The following is a 19,020-nucleotide window of genomic DNA, read 5'->3' on the forward strand; positions in this document are numbered from 1 at the left end:
TTGTTACTCTTTGCCGTCAGTGTTTTCGTCGGTTTCACTTTCTGCGTCTTCATCAGTCGCATTAAGGTCAACAACTTCAACTTCTAGCTCTTTGCTGCAGTAGTCAACCGCTGCTTTGTCACTTGATAATTCGCCTACTTTAATAAGTGGTTCAAGTAACTCGGCATCGCCTTTTACAAGTGCGTTTGGCTCAAAAGATTGATCTGCAATTACACATGCAACCAGTACACGTGCAGTAATTAGCTTTTTAGCTGCCATGGTCAAATTCCTTAAATAAAAAAAGCCCCTTTACAGGGGCAATTGGAGCATCAATTAAGCGGCTGCATTTTGGTAGTACTTAACAGCACCACCTACATCGATGCAGCGGCCACCAGTGCGCATAAACGCTAAGAAACCAACTTGGCCCTTGCGGCTATATGCGCTATCTGTGAATCGGAAGAACAACATTTGCGATACATCACGCACAATGTATTTAGAGAAATCACCAAATAAAACCGACTTAGCGTTAGCCGCCATAGTTGGAATGTGCTGGTTAGTTGCATACGGTTTACCTAAAATGGTATTGGGCTCTGAGGCTTCCATACCTGGTAACCAAAGTGGGCGGCCTTGCAGGTCTTTAAGTTTTTTGACTACTTTGATTGTAGCGTCGTTCATCATGTAACCGCATTGCATACTGCGGCGATACGCAGGGTCTACGCTGTGTTGTAAATCAACCAAGTCATCAAACGTAATGGTAGCAATTTGGCCTGAACCCCCTACTTTACCCGCTGTGGTATCGGCTAAAATACCGTGTGGCATTGAAGTACCTGTACCATTAATAAACGCATCTTCTGAGGTGCGGCCAATGCGCATACCAATTTGACTATTAATGTAACCTTCAAGGTCAAACTGAGTGTCTTGCAATAATTGGAACGGTACCGCAATCACTTTAGAGCTGATCATGTGCGTATCAATGTTACGAACACCAAATGAAGTATCTTCATCATCTGCTGTGCCATTTTCTGCTAACCATTCGCCTTGCTCAGCCGTTGCGTTAGCTGTAGGCCATGGAATTGTAGAGCCGGTTGCAGTTGGCACTACTGTTGCCAGCTCTCGCATGCCGCCATACGCTTTAAGCGCTTGTGAAATGCCTGGTGCAATTTCATCAGCTGTTAAATAGCCACCTTCTGAACCTTGCCCTGTACTCATAGTATTTTTAGGGCTGTCGATACGTGCTTGTACTGCTGCTCGTTCGTTTTCATTCAGTGCCGACATACCACCGCGTAACCAAGATGCATAAGCAGCTTTTTCTTGATGAAGTTGATGCTCAGCTTCATCAGTAGAAATACCGTTATTATCGGCACGGTCTTGAATGGTTTGCTTTGACTTAGCTTGTAAGTCGAGCACTTTTTGTTGGCGGTCTAAGTCGCCATCAATTGCATCTATTTTATTAACTAGGTCATCGTACTGCTTTTGCTTGTCTTCGCCCCAAGCCTGGTCTTTTGGGTGATCCGTTACTAATTGGTTTAGGGTTACAGCTAAACTTTTTCGCTGCTCACGCTTTTGCTGAATAGACATAATTATATTTCCTCAATTTTAAGTACAAAAAAAGCACCCAAAGGTGCTTTAAATAGTTGTGCCAGCGGAGCTAGCCAGTAGTTAGCAGCATGTTGGCAAATCGTTCTAGCCGCTCACGTTGCTCAAATTTATCTTGTGGTGGCTTTGGTGCATTTTGATATGATGTTAAATCCCACGCTTTATTTGTGGTTTTATCGCTTGCACCATCTTGCATAATGCTGTCTACAAAGCCATGTTCTAAGGCTTCTTGTGCAGTAAACCATGTTTCGTTTTTCATCCAGGTGCGTACTTGTTCTTCGCCTGCATCAGTGCGTTTTTCGTAGTCGTTTACAATGGTGTTGTCGACTTTATCAAGCATATCGGCGGTGTCGCGTATCTCTTGTGCATTACCAAGGGCGAGCGTCCAGGCGTAGTGAATCATATAAAAGCCAGAATCAGCTATTTCAATGGTATCGCCAGCTAATGCAATACGTGTCGCTGCACTGGCTGCTATACCATCAATATGAACATGGATTTTTGCAGAGTGCGCTTTTAAGCTTGAGTAAATGGCTGTTGCTTCAAATACGTCACCACCTGGGCTGTTAATATAAACATCGATGTCGGTTGCATCAGTAATGCTAAGCAAGTCGCGCTTTATCATTTCTGCTGATACGCCCCACCATGGATCAATTACATCGTAAATCAAAAATGCTGGGCGGCTTTCGCCTGCGTTGGCCAGTGGTGATTGTTGCTTTACTTGATAACCAACTTGGTCACGGTTTTGGCAGTTATTTTTAACTAACTGCATTAATTTGCGGCTGTTATTCATGATTCGTTTTCCATTGGTTGATTATTTGCAATTGGGTCGTATGGCAAAGCGTATTTACCACCCAGCTCGGGTAGGTTTTCGAGCTTACGAACTTCGTCTATGCTCATCCAGCCGGGACCTTGTGAGCCACCGATAGATTGGCGGTATGCTTCGTTTCTGTCTTTAAGCGTTAGGCGCATTAAATTTGCAGCTATGAACTCGGCGAACATGGATTTGTTTAAAAACAGTTTGCGATTTATCTCTTGTTCAAAGCGGTTTAAGTGTGGCCCAAGTGTAAAACGTAAGAACGATAAGCCAATTTCACCAATACCTGAGCCCCACGATGTTGATTTTTGCTCTTGGTTTACCATAAAGCTCGGTAAACCAAATGCGCGGGCTATGTCGGTGATTTGAAATTCGCGTGATTCAAGCAGCTGTGAGTCTTTAGCTGATACGCTAAGTTGTTTTACATCTGTGCTGTTATCAAGCACGAGTGGAAATTTTGAGTTTTCAATACCACCGTAGGCTTTAACCCATGCATTTCTGAATGATTCTTTTTGTGTTTCGTCCCACTTGCCTTGCTTAACAACGGCCACACGCTGAGTTGAACCCGATTTAAAGAACTCGCCGCTGTGTTGCTCCATGGCAAGCTCAAGGCCAATGCTGTTGAAAGCGCCCCACTGAATTACTGACATAGATTTAAGGCCGTTAAAACCGAAGCCCGGAAAGTGTAATATGTCGTCTTGGTCAAACCCTCGCGGGGTATCATCAAGCGTAAAAAAGTAATTTAGCCGACCGTTGTTATTAACAACGTTCATACCTACTGGACTGATTGGTAAAATCTCTTCGATATCACCATTTCGATCACGTAATAACACCGCATAACCATCACCATGTAATAACATACTTGAAACCATGAACTCCCAAAACGCTGCAGCGCTCCATACTGGTGTAGGTTGTAAGTTAAAAAGGTTAGCTAAGTTATGGTTAGCAATGCGATTTTTATCGCCATTATCACCACGCTCATAGATATGTACGGGCATCTGTGCAATTGCACCGGCAATTAGACGCACACATGCAAACACGATTGACACTTTCATTGATGTTTTAGGCGTTACTGCAGGTCCTGCCAGAGATGGCATGACGCCAAACAAATCAGACAAGTTATTTATATCCTGCATCGCTGTGTTTTGCTCTGCAGTATTATTGACTGTTGGCGCACTTTTGCTGCTGTTACGACTTAAAAACGGGATTTTAAACATTAGAATTCCAAAAATTCTTGATTAGAACCATCATCTTCTTCTGGCTGCCATGAGCCAATGAAGGCCAGCAACTTAGCGACGGCGGTATCTATTTTGTTGTCTTTATGTTCTTTTACTGGGCGAATGTATTTACCGTCCATGGTTTCTTTGGCTATTACGTTGCCTAGGCACCAAGTAAGAACTGGATCACCGTTATGGTGTATGCGGCCTTGCCTGAGTAAGTTTTCAAACTCACGCATTGCCGGTGAAAAATTGGTGTAATTTTGTGATACCTTAATTGGCTCTATGCCTGTGCTGTTTTGTACGCGCTGTGCTATAGGTGCTGCACCTGCTGGGTCGTAAAATAAGCCAGTTACTTGGTAGTTTTCGTTATCAGTTTCGATAGCGCGCTCTACTTCGTCGTAATCTATGCTGGTACCTTCGCATTCAATTAAGTGGCCTTGGTCTACCCAGTCACGATAAATGTCTATTTCGTTTGCTTTAGCCTCTGTTACATAGGTTTTCGCAAAGAAGTAGTAATGTAATTTGCCGTTTATCTCGCGTGTAAAACACGTTACATCGGCTGTTAAGTCGTCCGACTCTGAAAGGTCGACGCCTTTTGTGCATTCTTCGCCAGTAAATTGCTCCATTGTAAGCTCGGTATCAGCAGCTGATAACCAATCTTCAAGGTTAAGCCAGGACTCGCGAGCACCTACCCATAAATTAAGGTGCTTAGTTTTAAATGCGTTTTGCTTACGCGCTGACTGCCTTGCTTTTGTAAGCTGGTTTAAAAGAAACTCAACCTCTACAGATACACCAAAGTTAGGATTAGCCTTACGTAGTGCTTCTTCACTTTGCCAATCATCGTCTTTATCTATGGTGTAAATCATGGCAAAAACGGTTTCGTCGGTGCGGGTTCCTTCAAGAATCTCTTGGCACTCTTTTTGGAATTGCCCACATGGGCCAAACCAATTAGAACCCGCTGTTGATATGATCCATTCAAGTGGCTGCTCTCGGGCACCCATGCCGGTGATCATCGTATCGCGTTGGTCGTCATCATCATGTTCGTGGTACTCATCACATAAATAACAACTTGGCGAACCACCATCACCAGGATTACCAATTAAGCGTTCAAACTTGCCGCCGTCCGTTGTTTTTTCTATCTGCTGAGCAAACAATTCAATATTAAAACGGCGCCTAAATATAGGCTGTTTTAACGCCATCTTTTTAGCTGGATTAAACACTTCGTTTGCTTGTTTTTGAGTAGTCGCACCGCAGTAAACTTCAGCGCCTGGTTCATCATCATTCGCTAGCATGTATAAACCAATGGGAGCAACCCAAGTAGATTTGCCGTTTTTACGTGGTACTAACGTGAATGCTGTACGAAAACGCCGGCGATGAGTTTCTATATGTTTCCAGCCGTAAACTTGTGCTGTTATCCACTTTTGCCAACCGCTCAAATTAAGCAAGCCTTCATGCCCTTTTGCTCTGGCCCATTTGCCTTTTACATGGCTAAAGGTTTCTAAAAACCAAATAACTTTAAGGGCTGCTTCAGGGTCAAAGTAATATGGAAAGTCCTTACTGCCTGCCCTTGCTAGGTCGTGGCTTTCACGTTCTACAGCGGCCATCTCATATTTGTTAGATGGCCGCTTACCGCTTAAAACATCAGATGCATACTTTTCGATATCAGCTAAGTGATCACGTTGAAACGTTGGGTAATTACTACGGTTTTGCATTTAGATGAACTCAGTACACATCATCAAATAGACCAGGCTGCAAATTATTAAACCGCTGATCTGTCGCAGGACTACCACCAATCTGATTTATCAAGCTATTCAGTTTGCGCCAATCATCATTGTACTGGCTAACCTCTGGCCGCGTTTTATGTTGAATGCCATTGCGGCCTTCAGTTGTATACTTCCAATTATTTTCATCTAAGTATGTAAGGGCCGCTTCCATGCGCGCAATTACAATGCAGTACTCTTTAAAAAACCGAATATAGTGAGGCTTAAAGCGATTAATCTTTACATACTCAGGTATATCACTATTCCATATCTGCTGTTCTGGCTTTGACATTCCACGCGGACGCGATTGGGTCGCGATCTTTTTCGCGTCCTTATCACTAATTTCCTTGTTTTCAGTAGAGTTAGGGAACGGAACTACCTTGTTAGTTCTATCCTCTGCTACTGATGGATATCTACCTGCCATAATTACCAAATAATCTCTTCAAATGGGTTTTTCAATTTCAATTCTGCCCCGCATAAAAATCTAATTGAGGGGGCGGTGTTCGTGGGGGAGCGCTAAACTTTGCCTACCCCCGGGTTAAGACTTTGACGTGACTCAAGTGCTGTTTTTTCTTTATCACATGCTTGGCATATGGTCTGAAGGTTATCTATCTTGTCGTCACCACCTTGACTCAGCGGCACAATGTGATCACATATACCATGGTAAGCGCCATGCAACTCAACAGAGGTTAGAACACCTTTAGCTTTGCATATCTGACACAAGAAGTTATCACGATGAAATATAAACTCTCTTGTTCGCTGCCACACACGGCCACCTCTACCTGATTGTTTGTCCCCGTTACGCTTACGGCCAAACGGTACACGTTTAGGGCATGGTTCACCTCTGTGCACAGCTTTGCACTTAGTGCACCAAGTACCAGGCTTAGTTGCCACTGCGCTGTTCCAGAATCTTATTGATACGCTCTTTTCTATAGTTAGCATCAATTTCAAGAAGTTCATCAAAGCGCTTCTGCTGATGCTTGGAGTCTTCCAAAAGCAACTCTTTCATACGAGCCCTATGGAACTCCTTATCATCTTCATATTTCTTTGCTTCACGCTCGTTACGTTTGTACTGAAACCAGTAATTAGCTAAGAACGTAAGAGCTGCAAATACAATCCCTAGTAATATTGCCCACTCATTCAAGCTAAACACTCCTCCTGCAGCAGTGGCTAAGCTAGCACTATACGTTGTAGCACTTACAACTTTCTGCGTAGCTATATCACTAATCTCTATTCGCATTGTTCCAACTTCTTGCTCTTAATAATTGTTCATTGCACGTATCAATAACAGACTCTAAATAAGCCGTGTACTGGCTATGTGATGCATTATCACCAACAACATGAGAACTAACACTACATGGCTTGATAAACTCATTAGGCATCAACACAAACTCATATTTAGTTTGCACTATTGTCTTTACTGCAGGCTCCAACTCTTGCGTACTTGAACATGCTGATAACAGTGCTAGGCACACAATCGTTAGCCCAGGTCTTAGTTGTTTCATTAGGTGAAAGCCTTAACGCATCTAGCTGCGAGGTAGAGTCTTGGAGTTGAGTTTTAATCGAAGTAAGCTGCTGTTGATGATCAGCTCTTAACTTAGCAAGTAAGTCACGCTCTTTAAGCAGCTGCTTATTTTGCTGATCAGCAACCGCCAACGTATTAGTTAAGTACTCGGCATGGTTCCTATAACTTTGTACAGACGCTTTAAGCTGTTTGTTATTGTCAAGCGCTTGCGTTAAGTCAGACTCAACGGTCATATACTTAATAACGGTAATGCCCAGCATCGTTGCTAAGCCTGCAAAAACAATCTTATTTAAACTAAGCATCAGTTAGCTCACTCAAACATAGTTTTCGTTCTAGCTCTCGGCGCTTAACTAAGCCAGCAAGCTTAAGGCCATCAGCATAAACCCAGCGTGGTAATTCATTACATGCCTTAACACGCTCATCGTTATTTAAATATTTAAGCAGCGCACTACTACGGAAGTTCCCAGCGCCCACGTTATAGTGAAACGACAAGTAAGCCACATGCTCACTGGTAGTAAGCGAATTATTCACCGCTCTCAATAACTGCTCATTATGATCACCTAAGTCCATAGCAAACAGGTTTAAACATTCTTTTTCAGTGTAAGTCTTACCAAGTTCAGCTGTTTGGGTATGCCCAAAGCAGGCCGTAACCACACCAACAGGATCCACATAACCTGTTCTCACCTCACCCTCAAATTCAGCAACCATCACACCAGCTAAAGCAAGAACGCCCGTAACACCAGCGGCTAATAGTTTGTTAACTTTCATTTAAGGCCTCAAACGTAAAAAACCCGCTAAGGCAAAACCAAAGCGGGTTACAACAACAGGATGTAAGGATAAATCAGCAGACACAAAAAAGCCCAAGGTGTTAACCTCGGGCTTTATGATGCAGCTTTGCTAAGCTTACCTGAATTAGTATAGTTATTGCGCGCGCAATTGCAAACTATTTTTAATATTAACTCTTTGGGTTAGGTGGGCCAATTAATACAGACTCTTTAGCGTTCCTGAATGCGATAAACGCATCAATACTAAAACGGCTAGCAACTACAACTTCTTCAACCGGTATAACTATAGAAAAGTCATTAATGCTATTATGTTCGGTCTCTTCTTCACTCTTTCCATTAAAATATTCTTCATAATGCAGATAGTAATTATTGTTGAAAACAATTTTTTTCTCATCATCAACATAACCGCTTAAAAGTGGTAAAAGGGTAATATATTTAATTTCACCTGACTCAAAATCGGGAGTTTCAGGTAAGCCTACATATACCTTTCCGCAATCTAGTTCCACTCGAATTGGTTTAACTTCTATCGTCGATTTAACAATAAGCATTTCGAGATCATTAGCAATTGATGCTAACTCCTCATAAACCTTCTTTTTATTTGAGAGCAACTTACAAAGAAAAATATTCAGCGAACAAAAAACTAGAGCTATAAGGAATATCGCCGCGGCTTTAATCTCTTTCCAATAGGAAATGTTTTGTTCTATGAATGTTAATTTGGGTTTGTCTTCAACTCCATCAACCAAATTAGAGGGAAGATCTACAAAATCTATAAGCAACCATGTGGCAGTAGCTAATAAGACAAAAACTAAGCCAGATAAACCAGCTTTAAAATAGATATGATATCCTGAATTTCTAACTAAACGAAGACGGCGGTAGGGGTGATTACTCTGATAGAAGTACCCTAGTATCAACACAACACCTAAAATTAAGGCACCCATAAAATCCTTTATTAATTACTTTGCAGCTTTCTTGCTGTCATCTAACTTTTTAAGTTTATCAATTTGAGCTTTAATTTTCGATTGAACGACTTCATTATTTAAGTTTAGGCTTACAATTCCATCTCTATCAATATTCACAGTTTCTAGCTGTTCTTTCTTATATTGACGATTGCCTAGCAGTGGAAAAAACATATTACACTCCTCCATTAATTGCGGCGCATTGTACACATCTGTATAAAATTTACCACCACAATTAATTATTAACACGCTCCCCTATTTAATGCAAATTTTTTAAACCTGACCCTCTATACCTAAATCAAATACAAAAATATTCAATTAAGCTTTAAAAAACTTCATTAAATACAAAATTTATGCAGCAGTTTTAATTAAAACCCCTTTCGCCATTAGATGGCCCTCAAGCCAAGCCGAACCACTTAACAGCAGCTGTCTAGCTTTGGTTTCACCAATATCTAAATTCTTAGCTATTTGCCTAGTACTCAACTGAGAACGGTAACTCATCATAACCACCTTCTTAGTTTTTGGTGCGTACTGGCCTAGCATTGCCACCGCATGATCTACTAACAAACCCATATCATCATCAATAGACGTAATCACATCATTCGATGCAGAGCTCAACGTAAGCCCCAAACCAGCCTGAGACCACAAACCCCACTCACTAAGCAAATCATCAATCGTCGTAACTAACTGCATCATCATTCCTCGTCAAAGCCTAATAACAAATTAAAACCGCGTTGGTCACCCTTATTTTTACCGTGACCACCTACCGTAACCGCTGAAACCCTTACTATTACTGTATTGGTCATAGTGGTCATACTGGTCATAGTGTTTTTACATACACAAGAACAAACATATAAATAGAAAGTACAAAATACGCGTGTCCGCTCGCACCCGCGCGCGTATGTGTGCGCGAAAACACCATGACCACCGTGACCACCATGACCACACCAACAACCACGCACCTTACAGCGGTCACCGCAACTGGTCATGGTCATACTAAAAAATTTACTTAGCATTCCAAAACCCCTCAGGCGGCACATAAAACGCAGGGCGTTTACCATCAACACGCTTTTTCTTCTTAATAAAACCGAGCCTATGCATAATCTGGCCAACACGCTTTTGCTCAGGCGGACGCATAGCATGTGGATCCATACCAAGCACCTCAGTCATAATATCGGCCAACGAATAATCACCCCGCATATTCTTAAGCAACCAATCGTAAATAAGCCCTTCCCACACATCAGAGTCAAACCTATCTTCCTGCTGTTCTTCAAACAAATGCTTATATTCATCAGTAGGCCACCACGGCATACCACCATTAAACAAATGAAGCGCCTCAGCCCAAAGCTGGTCCCTATCACGGGCAATCGCATCCTGGCATATCTTCGTACACATCACAGGCCAATATCGTCGGTTACCCGTAGAATCCTTTAAATACCTATCTTGGTTAGTGGTACCCACAAAAACACACTGCCTCGGGAACTCCTGCACCATACGGCCATAACTCGGGCGGTACCTATCAACCTTAGAGCCAAAAAACTGTTTAGCCTTGGTATTTTCAGCCTTATTGAACGAATCAAGCTCAGCCAACTCAATACCCCACATCCCCTGCATTTGCTGAAACGTATCTTTCTCACCAAGCGCCATAGGCGTATCTGTAAACCAATCACCAAACAAATTATTGCACATGGTCGACTTACCTAAGCCCTGGTTACCCTCAAGTATTAACACCGAATCCACCTTAACTGGCGGGCACATCACCCGCGCCACAGCCGAAACCAAAAAGAACGTCCCAACCATAGCCGCATATTCAGTATCTTCAGCGCCCAAGTAATTATGCAACCACACAGCAACGCGTGGCGTACCATCCCACTTAACGGTATTTAAATAATCTTTAACAGGGTGAAATGCATGCTCTTCTGAATGAACCAAAATAGCACCCAGCACATCATTGGCCCTAGGCGTAAAACCATAGGTTTCAGAAAGGTAAATACGTAAGCGCTCAGTGTCAGTGTCGGTCCACTCACCCACCTTACCCTTTAAAAAAGGCGGCTTCTTACGTTTAATAATGCGGTAACTAAAGTCGCAATAGCCCAAAACGCCATCAAAAGCAGGGTCATTTTCAAGCACCAGTTTAGTATTACTAATACTTGCTTGAGGCATGCCCGAATTCGTTCTTTGGAAACGGTCTTGCCACTGCTCATCCCCCACTGAACGCTGTCGCGCGTCAGCGTTTTGCGGCGGCGGGTTATTTTCTTTATTACCATCATTAGCACTAGGCTTATCGACCACACTCAGTAACTGTGCTTTAACCGCATCAAGGCCAGCATTAACGTGTAAATCATTCCAATCGTTTAAACTACTTTTAGCCATTATGCCGCCTTATCCACAACAGCAGCAAAGTCAGGTATTGCTACCAAACCACCCACCGCAGCTGCAGCATCATTAGCCATACTTACGCCCGGGTTCCCCTTCGTATTGGCATCGTCATCAGCACAAAATATAAAGGTTTTATCAGCAAGCTTGTGTTTAAGCTCAGTGGCCACCGCCATCAAATTGCCCGCATCAAGCGCCACTGCACATGGCCACTTAGTTGCCATATGAATGCTCGCCCCAGTGGCATAACCCTCACAAACCGCTAAAATATTACAGCTGCTCGCCTTACCAATAAAATGAAACAACCCAGCCTTACGGCCATGCTTTAAAAACAACTTAGTTCCCTGCTCATTAATAATCTGAATATTCCAAAGCACCTTTTCAATATCAATTAACGGCATCACTAAATCACCACGCTTAAAATGTAAAAAACTAAAATCGCGGGTTTCCTTATCAGGCAAATCAGCAAAAAATTGTTTAATTTCTTTACCACCTGTCACAGCCTCAGCCGTAAAATTAGGCCTAAATATAACTATCACAGCACTTTTAAAGCTGCTTAAACCAAAACTGGCCACCTTCTTGGCAGCCAAATATTTATTAGAGTTAACAGGTTTAGTAAATTGTTCGACAAGTATTTTGGAAAAATCGGCAATCACCCCATGCCAACGCTGGCGCGCGGCTGCATCTTCTGCCTCTTGCGCTTCGCGCTTTTTAGCACGTTGTGCAAATTCTTTATTTAGTCTGGCTTGTTCTTCTGGGGATATCGGTTCACGTTTAACAGTAAAGCCATTATCTTTAGCCATACCAAAAACGGTTTTAATAGTAGTACCGCCGCCAGCCCTAATGCTACGCCAGGTGCTTTTAATATCGCTTGGTTTATATTGTTCACTGCCAGCGCTCCAATTATCAAACGCATCAAAGCCCGCATCACCAAACTCATTTTTAATACCCATGCCCACCTTAACCCACTCATCGCGTGAGCAATTAGGGTCAAGGTACTGCAATGCATCCTGTAAATCCTGCAAAGTCGTTTGCTGCATTGTTATTATTCCTGTGTTGTATTAAAGGGCTCCCTTAAATTAGTATGTTCAGTAACCAAACCAACAAACCAAAATAAGGAAGCAAAAAATGTCTTTAGAACTTGACGCACAAAACCAATTTGTTTTAGTTAGTTCACTTGTTCTCCATCACACAGCTAAAAACTTTCCATTTGAAGTATCTTTAAGCAAAGATAAAATCCTAGCTTTTTTTGATGAACACGGAATAAACCGCCTCATCAAAGATATGGATAAATCATTTAATCCAACTTTAAATTGGCTAAATGACGAGGGGTATATCCGCCGTTCAACTGGTGATAAAGACTCATACACAATTACAGAGAAAGGATTAACCGTTACACAATTTAAAGTAAAGCAAGTACCTAGTTGGTTTGAACAATATATTGCTACAAAGGAAGGTAACGAATACTTCTTCAAATATAACGATCGCCAATATGATATAGCCAAGCTGAAGTGCACCGGCCCAGCCCTTAATCTTTTACCGGAAAATTGGCTTCAGCCTGGTGAATAACAGCAAGCTGACTTTCTAGCTTTACTCTCTCTTCACTAAAATGCTTCAGGCTATCTGTCATTGATTTAATACTGTCTTGAAGCTTTTTTTTTCTTAGCCTAAACATATCAAAATCATCTTTAGTTAAACCAAATTGTTTAGTCTCACCACCAATATTGAAAGTTGCCACACCAATACATTCGTTTTTTTTGTTATCCATAAATCACCTGTATAAAAAAACATATATCACACGCTCTGCATGCCCTTATTGTTATTGGTCTAAAATTAACCGCACAACAACACAGGAACAAATCCCATGAAAACCATAAAACTAAGCAGCCTGCTTACTTTCCTCAAGCGGATAAATATCAGGCCGAAGTTCATAGCGAGAAACCCCCGTTACTTTTTCGATAAGAATCACTTTATCAGGTGACACTTTTCCAGTTCTGAGCCAATTAGAAACATTTTGCTGCGAAGTATTAATTGCATCGGCAAGTTTTACTTGCCCGCCTAAGGTAGAAATCGCTTTTTGTAATGAAGTGTAAGTACTCATTTTGATACCTATTTTAAAATTACATACGCACATAATACAACTTAAATTGTATTTTACAACAACTTATGTTGTTTTTAATTGTACAAATTCCCTTGTAAAATGAATAAAACTATTAAATTGAATACTTATGAACACATTAGCTAAGCGTTTAGGTTATGTACTAGAAATTAGAAACATAACTCAAGAAAAGGTCGCTAGTGCAATAGGTACTAGCCAACAGTCAATTCATGCCATTTGCTCAGGAAAAACGTTAAAGCCTAGAAACCTTGTCGCTATAGCTAGGTTCCTTAATGTATCTGCAGATTGGTTAGAGTCTGGCGGTGGCAATATGGATTTAGCTGAAAATAATGCCGTTGGAGTTACTCAATTTTGTTCAAGTGTGCCATTAATCAGTTGGGTTCAGGCTGGCCATTGGGCTGATATTCATTTAAACGATATAGATGAGTTTTACCCATGCCCAGAAAAACACAGTAAAGCCACTTATTCACTAAAAGTAAAAGGTGAATCAATGTCACCCGACTTTATCAATGGCGAAATAATATTTGTTGATCCAGAGGTAGAAGCGCGTAACGGTTCTTGTGTAGTTATTCGTCAAAATGGCAATACTGAGGCTACATTCAAACAACTAATAATAGACGGGTCACAAAAATACTTAAAAGCACTTAACCCAAATTGGCCTAACCCCATAATTGAAATGCTGCCTGATGCAGTTATTTGTGGCGTAGTTATTGGCAGTTACAGAAAAAGAAATTAGAATAAAAACTTATCAAATGGAAACTAAATATAGGGAATATCATGGCATTAATAAAGTGTAAGGAATGTGGGCATAAAATAAGCAAAAAAGCTGCAAGCTGCCCTAATTGTGGAGCAACTAGCAAAAAGAAAAGATCTAACTTAGGCTGTGGTGGCCTATTAGTGGTTTTAGCAATACTCTACTTTGGTTACTCAAATATTCAAGGTGCCAAAGACGCAACCGCACAAAAGCAATTACAAGCCTCCCAGCAATCAAAGTTCAATAAAAATAAAAACCAGCTATTAGAGCAAATGAACCAATTTATAGAAGATGGTGAATACTTAAAAGCAATCAAAGCTGCCGGTGCATATAACACTATAAAAGATCCTGATTTAGTAACACTTCGCAACAAAGCAAAAGAGTTAGATTTGGTTGCTAAAGTTGCAAAAATTCCAACCGCACAAACCAAAGAAAACTTCGATATCTACGAAAAACTAATAGCCCTTGCTCCAGATAATGAAAAATATAAAGAGAAACATACTTTTTATAATAAAAAAATGAACCGTATACGCTCTATAGAAAAGCAGTTTAGCGCATTTGATGGCTCTCATTATCAATTCGAAAAATATATAAAGAGTAAAATGAAAAATCCTGATAGTTATGAGCACGTTAAAACCGTTTACTGGGATAAAGGCGATCACATATTAGTGCAAACTACGTATAGAGGTACCAATTCATTTAACGCTGTCGTCACTGAAACAGAGCAAAAAAATTACCTTGTAGATTAATTTTAATACCTTTCCAAATTAACAAAAAAACCGCTACGGCGGTTTTTTTATGCCTGCCATAAATTTATCGCCCAACTAAATACAATTTAAATTGTATTTAAATGTTGACTTAGACAATTTAGATTGTATTCTAAATAACAACTTAAATTGTAGGCACCACTATGAACACAATTCGCACAGAAACCGGATACCAGCTTGACGATATGCACGTTAATGCCAAGCCGTATTCTCGCTTACCAACCCAACAAGCCCGTACTTTGTTACTGGTAGCTAAAGGCCTACCACAAAAAAGCATAGCCAACGTGTTGGGCGTAAAGCTGTGCACCGTTCGCCAAGCCTGTAACGAGCTCAGCTTTAAATTCAACACCCATTCAATGCGCCAAACCGTGCACCAAGCAATAAAGCAAGGTGTATTGCGTTACACAGTATGCATAGTGCTTTGCCTAATCAGTGCCGCAAATAACGACCTAGAACGCAGTTTTAGAACTATTCGGGTAGCCCGAACAGTTCGCACCACCCGCTTACGCCGCATGCGTGAACTGCAAAACGACTTACTAGCAGCCTAACGGCACAAGGAGAATAGCGATGACCAAAGTATTTTTATTCCCAACAGCCAGAAATAACGCCGCCACGGCCCCGTTACTTCACACGCTAAAGCAAGCACAAAAGGCAAGCCCCTTTGAACTGGTAATTCCAAATATTAAAGCGGCCAACAACCCATACCCTGAGCCACCGCCACACGCGGCCTAACTCAGGGCAAAAGTTTCACAACCTGCTGGCGCGCACTTGCCCAACTAGCCCAGCCGAGTGGTTGCCGTAAGCAACCAACCAACAACACAACAGGAAAAAAGGACGAACAATCATGCTAAATGTATTCACAGCATTGGTAATAAACCAACTAAAACAACGCATTCACTTTATGAACCAGCATATGCAGGGTGAGGAACTTCGCCTTTACGAATCGGGTACCAAGTTCTGTGTAATAGTCCTGGTCAACACTCATAAAGAAAAACTAATAGGGTCAATTGCACTTAATGCCAGCGCCAAACGCGACCTATGCGTTACCAAAGCCTTTTTAAGCCTAATAGAAAACACCCGCACATTAAAAACAGCAGTGGCCGCATGAAATCATTCAAGAAAAACCTAATGGCAACACTCTTTATAACAGTATTCATTGCATTACTAATTATTGAACAAAACCTAGACCAGTGGGTTTAACCAGTAATTTCTGACAGCTCACTCAACGAGTGGGCTGAATTGAAGTTACTACAACACCAGGATAATGAACATGACCAACCAACTTTTATCAGTAGTCGATGCATTCGACACCTTAGTAACGGCTTACAACCAAGAAGTAGCCGAATTTGATCAACTGGTCACTGATGCCGACCAGCTGCAAGAGCAAAACGACAAGCTAAACATATTAATCAAAGACTACGAACAAGGCGCAGCTGTATTACTTAAAAACCTTGAGAACGCCCAAATAAAGCTGGCGCAAGCGAACCGTGAACGCGACCAGGCATTAACCAAAAATCAAGATGCAAACATTACCCTTGCTGCATTTAAAGAAATAGCCGGCACACCTAAAAAGCTGCGCGAAAAAGTTAAAAGCTACAAAGACCGCCTAGAAAGCCAACGCCTAGCCGCAGAGCAGCAAAAGCGTAAATACCAAGACGAATGCAAGAAAAATACGCAGTTAAAAGAGCAAATACTTGAACTTGAAAACCGCCTAGATGTAGCTGCAATAAACCAAATTTACAGAAACGACAACGACATAATTCAAACCTACCCCTACCACCTAGGTGGCATGGTTGAAGGGCACGACGAACAACAAACGCCCCTGCTCTACTTAAATCAGAGCGGCCGTGGCGGTTTAATACTGCTTAACAAAGACGACGAAGCCGAGCTAGTAGAAGCACCCAAAGGTGGTTTACGCCCTAAAAAAGAAACACTTGAGCACTGCGGTAAATGGCTTCGCCGAGCAAAAGCAAATGGCTGGCAAACCGACGTAAAAGACATAAAAGCATTAGCAAACAGTAGCGACTAATGAATAGCTTTGAGCAAGCAACGCTCGAAACCTTAGTCAGCTTTAAAGCAAAAAAGCCAGAAGAGATCAGCCGCTTACTAACTAACAAAAAGCTTCAACAAGAAGCCTGCCAGCTAGTTAAAAAGTGGAACGACAAACGTAAACAACTGGGCTTAGTCCCTTGGGAATAACAGGAACCACCATGAACACAGAACTAAACGACGTAATGCTAGACCTTGAAACCATAGGCCAGCACTCAAACGCGGTTATCGTCTCTATTGGCGCCGTATTTTTCAACCCACTTACAGGTAACATTGGAGCAGAATTTTACCAAGTCATCGACCTAGAAGACGCCATGAACTACGGCACAGTAGACGGTGCAACCCTAAAATGGTGGATGAAAAAAAGCGACGAAGCCCGCGCTATTTTTAACAGTAAAGACACCATGCTATTAAAAGATGCATTACTCGAACTCAACGACTGGCTATACCAAATCGAAGGTTACAAAAACCGCATTGTATGGGGTAACGGCGCAACGTTCGACAACACCATTTTAACCAACGCCTACACCGCCACAAAAATGACCAAAACATGGCACTTTAGTAACGATCGCGACGTACGCACCGTTGTAGATATTGGTCGTAGAGTGCTAGGCATCGACCCTAAAAAATCAAACGAATTTAAAGGCAGCCCACATAACGCGCTAGACGATGCCAAGCACCAAGCTAAATACGTAAGCGACATTTACAAACAATTAAAGTTAAACACCAATGCACAAATTTAAACGCAATTGCATAGCCCAACAACGGGCTCGCATACGCCAATTTTATAAACGTAAACATACAATGAAAAAAAACCAGCCAAATGAGAGCAAGGTGACTTATGAAAAAGCCTAAATTAATGAAAGCCCGCTGCTGGGCCAAAAACCACTTTCACAGCGACTCACTACCAAGTTATCAATCGCTCCGCGACTGGGTAGCAACCGGTTATGTACTAGGTGAATTGGTAGGCCCAGGCCAACAAGTGTATATTTACGAAGACCAACAACCAGGAACGCATGCAAAAGCAAAAGAAATTGCATTGCAACTAGCAGCGAACAGCTAAAATGGCACCAAGAAAACGACTTAACAAAAACCGAGACCTGCCGCCGTTTTTATACTTTGATAAAAACGCCGGCTATCAACTCAAACTAGTGAACGGCAAGCGCAAAATTATTAGCCAAAACCGTACCGAAGCAATCATCATTGCCAACGAGTACAACCGCATAAAACGCGGCGGCTCTTTACTAGACGACCTAATAAACGATACAGGTTCAAAAACCAGTTTTAGCAGCTTGGTTGATAAAATAATTGAGCGCATGACCGCCGATAAACAGCCCGGCACCAGTGTTGTATCTACGTGGTTAAACGACGCCGAACGCGTTAAGTCATACTTCACTATGCCAGGCGAAGAAATAACCCTAAGCGACGTAACCGACTACATGAACCACTTTCATCAAAGCGCCAGTAACAACGTATACAACCGCAAATTAAGCTTTCTTGAACTGGTATTCGACTACGCCAAAGATACAGGCCACATGCTCACCAACCCAGCTGCGCTTAAAATTAAAAAACCAAAAGAAGCCAAAAAGCGCAAAGCCCTGGACGTAAACGCATTCGAAAAAATACGTGCCGCCGCCCCACTTTGGCTAAAAACAGCCATGGACTTAACCATGCAAACCACCCACGCAGTACTTGAAGTATCGCGCATAGAATACAAACTAAAAAAAGCAGAACCTGGGCGCTGTGGTTGCATTTGGTATAAAGAACCACTCACAGACCAATACGGTAAAATTTACGGTGAGCTGGCAATACACCGCCAAAAAACCTATAAAAGTGAAGCGTCGCATGTGATCATACCTATCAACGACACAATAAAAGCCATTATCGACAACAGCCGCGACAACACCGTATCGCCCTACGTCGTGCACAAGCTCCCTAAAAAGAACTCGAACCCAACTAGTGCATTGGTAAACCACATCACCCAGATAGTAAGCAAAAATATCAGCCGCGAATTTTCAAACGTACGCGACCAACTAGGCCTATACAGCAACCTAAAACCAGAAGAACGCCCAACCTACCACGAAATACGCGGCCTTTCTGCACGCCTAATAAAAGCCCAAGGCTGGGACCCACAAACCAGAATGGGCCACTCAGACAGTAAATCAACCAAAGTCTACACCGAATTCGGCAAGCAAGTAGAATGGGTGCAAGTGCCTAATTTGACCGTAAACCTAAGCTAAACCACCAATGTGTACTTTGCCCAATGACGCACATACTCTAAAACCATAAGAGCAAAAATCCGCTATTTAGCGGGTTCTTA

29 protein-coding genes are annotated in these 19,020 nt (G+C 42.0%); 11 read left to right on the top strand and 18 right to left on the bottom strand.

Annotated elements, in window-relative coordinates; genetic code table 11:
- Positions 1-3: 3 nt before the first annotated feature.
- The 16 genes from I6E80_RS06485 to I6E80_RS06560 all read right to left on the bottom strand — a co-directional run bounded on the left by I6E80_RS06485 (position 4) and on the right by I6E80_RS06560 (position 12,051).
- Positions 4-258, bottom strand: coding sequence for a hypothetical protein (locus tag I6E80_RS06485; protein ID WP_197185120.1), 255 nt, complete (start codon positions 256-258; stop codon positions 4-6).
- A 54-nt stretch (positions 259-312) separates the two neighbouring features.
- On the bottom strand, positions 313-1,557 hold the full coding sequence (locus tag I6E80_RS06490) for a phage major capsid protein (RefSeq protein ID WP_197185121.1): 1,245 nt from the start codon (positions 1,555-1,557) through the stop codon (positions 313-315).
- A gap of 70 nt (positions 1,558-1,627) precedes the next feature.
- A complete protein-coding gene (locus I6E80_RS06495) occupies positions 1,628-2,365 on the bottom strand; it encodes a head maturation protease, ClpP-related (protein WP_197185122.1) in 738 nt (245 codons plus the stop codon).
- A complete protein-coding gene (locus tag I6E80_RS06500; RefSeq protein WP_197185123.1) occupies positions 2,362-3,606 on the bottom strand; it encodes a phage portal protein in 1,245 nt (414 codons plus the stop codon). The genes I6E80_RS06495 and I6E80_RS06500 overlap by 4 nt, the downstream gene beginning before the upstream one ends.
- Positions 3,606-5,321, bottom strand: a complete 1,716-nt coding sequence (locus tag I6E80_RS06505; protein ID WP_058549613.1) for a terminase large subunit — start codon at positions 5,319-5,321, stop codon at positions 3,606-3,608. The genes I6E80_RS06500 and I6E80_RS06505 overlap by 1 nt, the downstream gene beginning before the upstream one ends.
- A 10-nt stretch (positions 5,322-5,331) precedes the next feature.
- Complete coding sequence (locus I6E80_RS06510; RefSeq protein WP_157137405.1) at positions 5,332-5,661, bottom strand: P27 family phage terminase small subunit; 330 nt, start codon at positions 5,659-5,661, stop codon at positions 5,332-5,334.
- A 224-nt stretch (positions 5,662-5,885) separates the two neighbouring features.
- Positions 5,886-6,263: an HNH endonuclease gene (locus tag I6E80_RS06515; RefSeq protein WP_197185124.1), complete on the bottom strand. Its 378-nt coding sequence runs from the start codon at positions 6,261-6,263 to the stop codon at positions 5,886-5,888.
- Complete coding sequence (locus I6E80_RS06520; protein ID WP_058549610.1) at positions 6,253-6,609, bottom strand: HP1 family phage holin; 357 nt, start codon at positions 6,607-6,609, stop codon at positions 6,253-6,255. Before I6E80_RS06520 ends, I6E80_RS06515 begins: the two co-directional genes overlap by 11 nt.
- 158 nt (positions 6,610-6,767) lie before the next feature.
- The gene (locus I6E80_RS06525; RefSeq protein ID WP_197185125.1) at positions 6,768-7,196 is read right to left on the bottom strand and encodes a hypothetical protein; all 429 of its coding nucleotides are present in this window, start codon (positions 7,194-7,196) and stop codon (positions 6,768-6,770) included.
- The gene (locus I6E80_RS06530; RefSeq protein ID WP_197185126.1) at positions 7,189-7,662 is read right to left on the bottom strand and encodes a lysozyme; all 474 of its coding nucleotides are present in this window, start codon (positions 7,660-7,662) and stop codon (positions 7,189-7,191) included. Before I6E80_RS06530 ends, I6E80_RS06525 begins: the two co-directional genes overlap by 8 nt.
- Before the next feature lie 187 nt (positions 7,663-7,849).
- A complete protein-coding gene (locus I6E80_RS06535; RefSeq protein WP_197185127.1) occupies positions 7,850-8,617 on the bottom strand; it encodes a hypothetical protein in 768 nt (255 codons plus the stop codon).
- A 15-nt stretch (positions 8,618-8,632) separates the two neighbouring features.
- Positions 8,633-8,809 (bottom strand): hypothetical protein, encoded by a 177-nt coding sequence (locus tag I6E80_RS06540; protein WP_157586737.1) that lies wholly within the window; start codon positions 8,807-8,809, stop codon positions 8,633-8,635.
- A gap of 177 nt (positions 8,810-8,986) precedes the next feature.
- The gene (locus I6E80_RS06545) at positions 8,987-9,328 is read right to left on the bottom strand and encodes an antiterminator Q family protein (RefSeq protein ID WP_197185128.1); all 342 of its coding nucleotides are present in this window, start codon (positions 9,326-9,328) and stop codon (positions 8,987-8,989) included.
- A gap of 2 nt (positions 9,329-9,330) precedes the next feature.
- The gene (locus tag I6E80_RS06550; protein WP_197185129.1) at positions 9,331-9,651 is read right to left on the bottom strand and encodes a hypothetical protein; all 321 of its coding nucleotides are present in this window, start codon (positions 9,649-9,651) and stop codon (positions 9,331-9,333) included.
- A complete protein-coding gene (locus I6E80_RS06555; protein ID WP_197185130.1) occupies positions 9,641-11,008 on the bottom strand; it encodes a virulence-associated E family protein in 1,368 nt (455 codons plus the stop codon). Before I6E80_RS06555 ends, I6E80_RS06550 begins: the two co-directional genes overlap by 11 nt.
- The gene (locus I6E80_RS06560) at positions 11,008-12,051 is read right to left on the bottom strand and encodes a PriCT-2 domain-containing protein (protein ID WP_197185131.1); all 1,044 of its coding nucleotides are present in this window, start codon (positions 12,049-12,051) and stop codon (positions 11,008-11,010) included. The genes I6E80_RS06555 and I6E80_RS06560 overlap by 1 nt, the downstream gene beginning before the upstream one ends.
- Before the next feature lie 88 nt (positions 12,052-12,139).
- Between I6E80_RS06560 and I6E80_RS06565 the strand changes: the two genes are divergently transcribed.
- On the top strand, positions 12,140-12,580 hold the full coding sequence (locus I6E80_RS06565; RefSeq protein ID WP_016899789.1) for a hypothetical protein: 441 nt from the start codon (positions 12,140-12,142) through the stop codon (positions 12,578-12,580).
- Here the strand turns inward: I6E80_RS06565 and I6E80_RS06570 are convergent.
- Complete coding sequence (locus I6E80_RS06570; protein ID WP_197185132.1) at positions 12,540-12,779, bottom strand: hypothetical protein; 240 nt, start codon at positions 12,777-12,779, stop codon at positions 12,540-12,542. The genes I6E80_RS06565 and I6E80_RS06570 overlap by 41 nt on opposite strands.
- 111 nt (positions 12,780-12,890) lie before the next feature.
- The gene (locus I6E80_RS06575) at positions 12,891-13,112 is read right to left on the bottom strand and encodes a YdaS family helix-turn-helix protein (protein ID WP_197185133.1); all 222 of its coding nucleotides are present in this window, start codon (positions 13,110-13,112) and stop codon (positions 12,891-12,893) included.
- Positions 13,113-13,239: 127 nt separating this feature from the next.
- Between I6E80_RS06575 and I6E80_RS06580 the strand changes: the two genes are divergently transcribed.
- From I6E80_RS06580 to I6E80_RS06625, 10 genes are all read left to right on the top strand, one after another.
- The gene (locus tag I6E80_RS06580) at positions 13,240-13,866 is read left to right on the top strand and encodes a LexA family transcriptional regulator (RefSeq protein WP_197185134.1); all 627 of its coding nucleotides are present in this window, start codon (positions 13,240-13,242) and stop codon (positions 13,864-13,866) included.
- Positions 13,867-13,907: 41 nt separating this feature from the next.
- Positions 13,908-14,633: a zinc ribbon domain-containing protein gene (locus tag I6E80_RS06585; RefSeq protein ID WP_197185135.1), complete on the top strand. Its 726-nt coding sequence runs from the start codon at positions 13,908-13,910 to the stop codon at positions 14,631-14,633.
- Positions 14,634-14,794: 161 nt separating this feature from the next.
- Complete coding sequence (locus tag I6E80_RS06590; protein WP_197185136.1) at positions 14,795-15,199, top strand: LuxR C-terminal-related transcriptional regulator; 405 nt, start codon at positions 14,795-14,797, stop codon at positions 15,197-15,199.
- A gap of 19 nt (positions 15,200-15,218) precedes the next feature.
- Positions 15,219-15,383: a hypothetical protein gene (locus I6E80_RS06595; RefSeq protein ID WP_016899782.1), complete on the top strand. Its 165-nt coding sequence runs from the start codon at positions 15,219-15,221 to the stop codon at positions 15,381-15,383.
- A 112-nt stretch (positions 15,384-15,495) separates the two neighbouring features.
- Positions 15,496-15,759: a hypothetical protein gene (locus I6E80_RS06600; protein WP_197185137.1), complete on the top strand. Its 264-nt coding sequence runs from the start codon at positions 15,496-15,498 to the stop codon at positions 15,757-15,759.
- A gap of 162 nt (positions 15,760-15,921) precedes the next feature.
- Positions 15,922-16,680, top strand: a complete 759-nt coding sequence (locus I6E80_RS06605; protein WP_197185138.1) for a hypothetical protein — start codon at positions 15,922-15,924, stop codon at positions 16,678-16,680.
- Positions 16,680-16,850, top strand: a complete 171-nt coding sequence (locus tag I6E80_RS06610) for a hypothetical protein (RefSeq protein WP_182671811.1) — start codon at positions 16,680-16,682, stop codon at positions 16,848-16,850. Before I6E80_RS06605 ends, I6E80_RS06610 begins: the two co-directional genes overlap by 1 nt.
- 11 nt (positions 16,851-16,861) lie before the next feature.
- Positions 16,862-17,443, top strand: a complete 582-nt coding sequence (locus tag I6E80_RS06615; RefSeq protein WP_197185139.1) for a 3'-5' exonuclease — start codon at positions 16,862-16,864, stop codon at positions 17,441-17,443.
- Positions 17,444-17,541: 98 nt separating this feature from the next.
- Complete coding sequence (locus tag I6E80_RS06620; RefSeq protein ID WP_058549596.1) at positions 17,542-17,763, top strand: hypothetical protein; 222 nt, start codon at positions 17,542-17,544, stop codon at positions 17,761-17,763.
- Between the two features lies 1 nt (position 17,764).
- Positions 17,765-18,940: a recombinase gene (locus I6E80_RS06625; RefSeq protein ID WP_197185140.1), complete on the top strand. Its 1,176-nt coding sequence runs from the start codon at positions 17,765-17,767 to the stop codon at positions 18,938-18,940.
- Positions 18,941-19,020: the final 80 nt, after the last annotated feature.

The sequence above is a fragment of the Pseudoalteromonas sp. NSLLW218 genome, from assembly GCF_015864775.1.
Taxonomy (GTDB): Bacteria; Pseudomonadota; Gammaproteobacteria; order Enterobacterales; family Alteromonadaceae; genus Pseudoalteromonas.

Bases quoted from the DNA above. Each gene is read 5' to 3' on its own strand.
- I6E80_RS06485 (WP_197185120.1), bottom strand. From the start codon at position 258: ATGGCAGCTAAAAAGCTAATTACTGCACGTGTACTGGTTGCATGTGTA.
- I6E80_RS06490 (WP_197185121.1), bottom strand. From the start codon at position 1,557: ATGTCTATTCAGCAAAAGCGTGAGCAGCGAAAAAGTTTAGCTGTAACC.
- I6E80_RS06495 (WP_197185122.1), bottom strand. From the start codon at position 2,365: ATGAATAACAGCCGCAAATTAATGCAGTTAGTTAAAAATAACTGCCAA.
- I6E80_RS06500 (WP_197185123.1), bottom strand. From the start codon at position 3,606: ATGTTTAAAATCCCGTTTTTAAGTCGTAACAGCAGCAAAAGTGCGCCA.
- I6E80_RS06505 (WP_058549613.1), bottom strand. From the start codon at position 5,321: ATGCAAAACCGTAGTAATTACCCAACGTTTCAACGTGATCACTTAGCT.
- I6E80_RS06510 (WP_157137405.1), bottom strand. From the start codon at position 5,661: ATGTCAAAGCCAGAACAGCAGATATGGAATAGTGATATACCTGAGTAT.
- I6E80_RS06520 (WP_058549610.1), bottom strand. From the start codon at position 6,609: ATGCGAATAGAGATTAGTGATATAGCTACGCAGAAAGTTGTAAGTGCT.
- I6E80_RS06525 (WP_197185125.1), bottom strand. From the start codon at position 7,196: ATGCTTAGTTTAAATAAGATTGTTTTTGCAGGCTTAGCAACGATGCTG.
- I6E80_RS06530 (WP_197185126.1), bottom strand. From the start codon at position 7,662: ATGAAAGTTAACAAACTATTAGCCGCTGGTGTTACGGGCGTTCTTGCT.
- I6E80_RS06535 (WP_197185127.1), bottom strand. From the start codon at position 8,617: ATGGGTGCCTTAATTTTAGGTGTTGTGTTGATACTAGGGTACTTCTAT.
- I6E80_RS06540 (WP_157586737.1), bottom strand. From the start codon at position 8,809: ATGTTTTTTCCACTGCTAGGCAATCGTCAATATAAGAAAGAACAGCTA.
- I6E80_RS06545 (WP_197185128.1), bottom strand. From the start codon at position 9,328: ATGCAGTTAGTTACGACGATTGATGATTTGCTTAGTGAGTGGGGTTTG.
- I6E80_RS06550 (WP_197185129.1), bottom strand. From the start codon at position 9,651: ATGCTAAGTAAATTTTTTAGTATGACCATGACCAGTTGCGGTGACCGC.
- I6E80_RS06555 (WP_197185130.1), bottom strand. From the start codon at position 11,008: ATGGCTAAAAGTAGTTTAAACGATTGGAATGATTTACACGTTAATGCT.
- I6E80_RS06560 (WP_197185131.1), bottom strand. From the start codon at position 12,051: ATGCAGCAAACGACTTTGCAGGATTTACAGGATGCATTGCAGTACCTT.
- I6E80_RS06565 (WP_016899789.1), top strand. From the start codon at position 12,140: ATGTCTTTAGAACTTGACGCACAAAACCAATTTGTTTTAGTTAGTTCA.
- I6E80_RS06570 (WP_197185132.1), bottom strand. From the start codon at position 12,779: ATGGATAACAAAAAAAACGAATGTATTGGTGTGGCAACTTTCAATATT.
- I6E80_RS06575 (WP_197185133.1), bottom strand. From the start codon at position 13,112: ATGAGTACTTACACTTCATTACAAAAAGCGATTTCTACCTTAGGCGGG.
- I6E80_RS06580 (WP_197185134.1), top strand. From the start codon at position 13,240: ATGAACACATTAGCTAAGCGTTTAGGTTATGTACTAGAAATTAGAAAC.
- I6E80_RS06585 (WP_197185135.1), top strand. From the start codon at position 13,908: ATGGCATTAATAAAGTGTAAGGAATGTGGGCATAAAATAAGCAAAAAA.
- I6E80_RS06590 (WP_197185136.1), top strand. From the start codon at position 14,795: ATGAACACAATTCGCACAGAAACCGGATACCAGCTTGACGATATGCAC.
- I6E80_RS06595 (WP_016899782.1), top strand. From the start codon at position 15,219: ATGACCAAAGTATTTTTATTCCCAACAGCCAGAAATAACGCCGCCACG.
- I6E80_RS06600 (WP_197185137.1), top strand. From the start codon at position 15,496: ATGCTAAATGTATTCACAGCATTGGTAATAAACCAACTAAAACAACGC.
- I6E80_RS06605 (WP_197185138.1), top strand. From the start codon at position 15,922: ATGACCAACCAACTTTTATCAGTAGTCGATGCATTCGACACCTTAGTA.
- I6E80_RS06610 (WP_182671811.1), top strand. From the start codon at position 16,680: ATGAATAGCTTTGAGCAAGCAACGCTCGAAACCTTAGTCAGCTTTAAA.
- I6E80_RS06615 (WP_197185139.1), top strand. From the start codon at position 16,862: ATGAACACAGAACTAAACGACGTAATGCTAGACCTTGAAACCATAGGC.
- I6E80_RS06620 (WP_058549596.1), top strand. From the start codon at position 17,542: ATGAAAAAGCCTAAATTAATGAAAGCCCGCTGCTGGGCCAAAAACCAC.
- I6E80_RS06625 (WP_197185140.1), top strand. From the start codon at position 17,765: ATGGCACCAAGAAAACGACTTAACAAAAACCGAGACCTGCCGCCGTTT.